2 protein-coding genes are annotated in these 1,454 nt (G+C 63.7%); both read right to left on the bottom strand.

The features are described 5' to 3' along the window. On the bottom strand, window positions 1-374 hold a 374-nt coding region (locus EN884_RS35780; protein ID WP_128361120.1), incomplete at its 3' end, for an ATP-binding cassette domain-containing protein. After that, window positions 371-1,270, bottom strand: coding sequence for an alpha-D-ribose 1-methylphosphonate 5-phosphate C-P-lyase PhnJ (locus EN884_RS35785; RefSeq protein ID WP_063170339.1), 900 nt, complete (start codon window positions 1,268-1,270; stop codon window positions 371-373). The genes EN884_RS35785 and EN884_RS35780, both read right to left, overlap by 4 nt. Between the last annotated feature and the right edge of the window lie 184 nt (window positions 1,271-1,454).

Here is a 1,454-nt window from a genome sequence, read left to right on the forward strand (position 1 = left end):
CCGTAGTGACGGTCGCCGACCGCCATCAGCCGCTCGCCGACATTGGCGCCCGCCGACACCGTCATGCGCAGGCCGTCGGCGGGGTTCTGATGGACAAAACCCCAGTCGGTGCGCATCAGGAAGCGGCGCTCGGCCTCGCTCATGCGGTAGAGCTCGCGGAACTGGCCGTCGCGCATGCGGTAGCTGGCGGTGCCGGAGCTCGGCAGCAGCCGGGTCGACAGGCAGTTGAGCAGCGTCGTCTTGCCGGAGCCGGATTCGCCGACGACAGCCAGGACTTCGCCCGGCCACAGGTCGAAGGAGACGTTGTCGCAGCCGACGCGCGAACCGTAGAATTTAGAAAGTGCTGCGACACGCAGCAGCGGTTCGTCGGTCATTGCGCCGGCTCCCTTGTTCCCGAGGCAAGATGGTTTTCCGGGGCAAGATGGCCGCGATAGCCGTCCGCTCGCCGCTTCTCGCAATGGTCCGTGTCGGAGCAGACGAACATGTGGCCGCCATGGTCGTCGAGGATGACTTCGTCGAGATAGACGTTCTCGGCCGCGCACAGCGCGCAGGGCTGGTCGAAGGTCTGGACCTCGAACGGATGATCCTCGAAGTCGAGGCTGACCACTTCGGTGAAAGGCGGCACCGCGTAGATGCGCTTTTCGCGGCCGGCGCCAAACAGCTGCAGGGCCGGCGAGCGGTGCATCTTGGGATTGTCGAATTTCGGCGTCGGCGAGGGGTCCATCACATAGCGGCCCTCGACCTTGACCGGATAGGCATAGGTGGTGGCGATGCGGCCGTGCTTGGCGATGTCCTCGTAGAGCTTGACGTGCATGAGGCCATATTCCTCCAGCGCGTGCATTTTGCGCGTTTCGGTCTCGCGCGGTTCGAGGAAGCGCAGGGGTTCGGGGATCGGCACCTGGTAGACCAGCACCTGGGCCGCCGTCAGCGGATGCTCGGGAATGCGGTGGCGGGTCTGGATGATTGTGGCGCTGGCAGTGTCGGTCGTCACCGCGACATTGGCGACCTTCTTGAAGAAGGCGCGGATCGACACCGCATTGGTGGTGTCGTCGGCGCCCTGGTCGATGACCTTCAGCACATCGTCCGGGCCGATGATCGAAGCGGTGACCTGGACGCCGCCGGTGCCCCAGCCGTAGGGCATCGGCATTTCGCGCGAAGCGAACGGCACCTGGTAGCCGGGAATGGCGATGCCCTTGAGGATCGCCCGGCGGATCATCCTTTTGGTCTGCTCGTCGAGATAGGCGAAGTTGTAGGTGGCGATGTCGGTCATGGCGATCACATCCACATTGTGCTATCGAATTGGCGTCCAGGACGCGGATACAGGGGCGAATTCAGATGAACTCGACCGGATGGATGCATCTCGGAATTCTGTTGGTGGTGTTCGCCGGCGTCGTTCTCTTCTTCCTTCGGCGCATGATTCTGCCCGGCCCCAAAGAAGGCTCTCAAGGTGAGTC

Origin of the sequence: Mesorhizobium sp. M7A.F.Ca.AU.001.01.1.1, from assembly GCF_004022735.1 — a bacterium.
GTDB lineage: Bacteria > Pseudomonadota > Alphaproteobacteria > Rhizobiales > Rhizobiaceae > Mesorhizobium > Mesorhizobium ciceri.

Coding starts and splice junctions, on each gene's coding strand:
- EN884_RS35785 (WP_063170339.1), bottom strand. CDS start 1,270: ATGACCGACATCGCCACCTACAACTTCGCCTATCTCGACGAGCAGACC.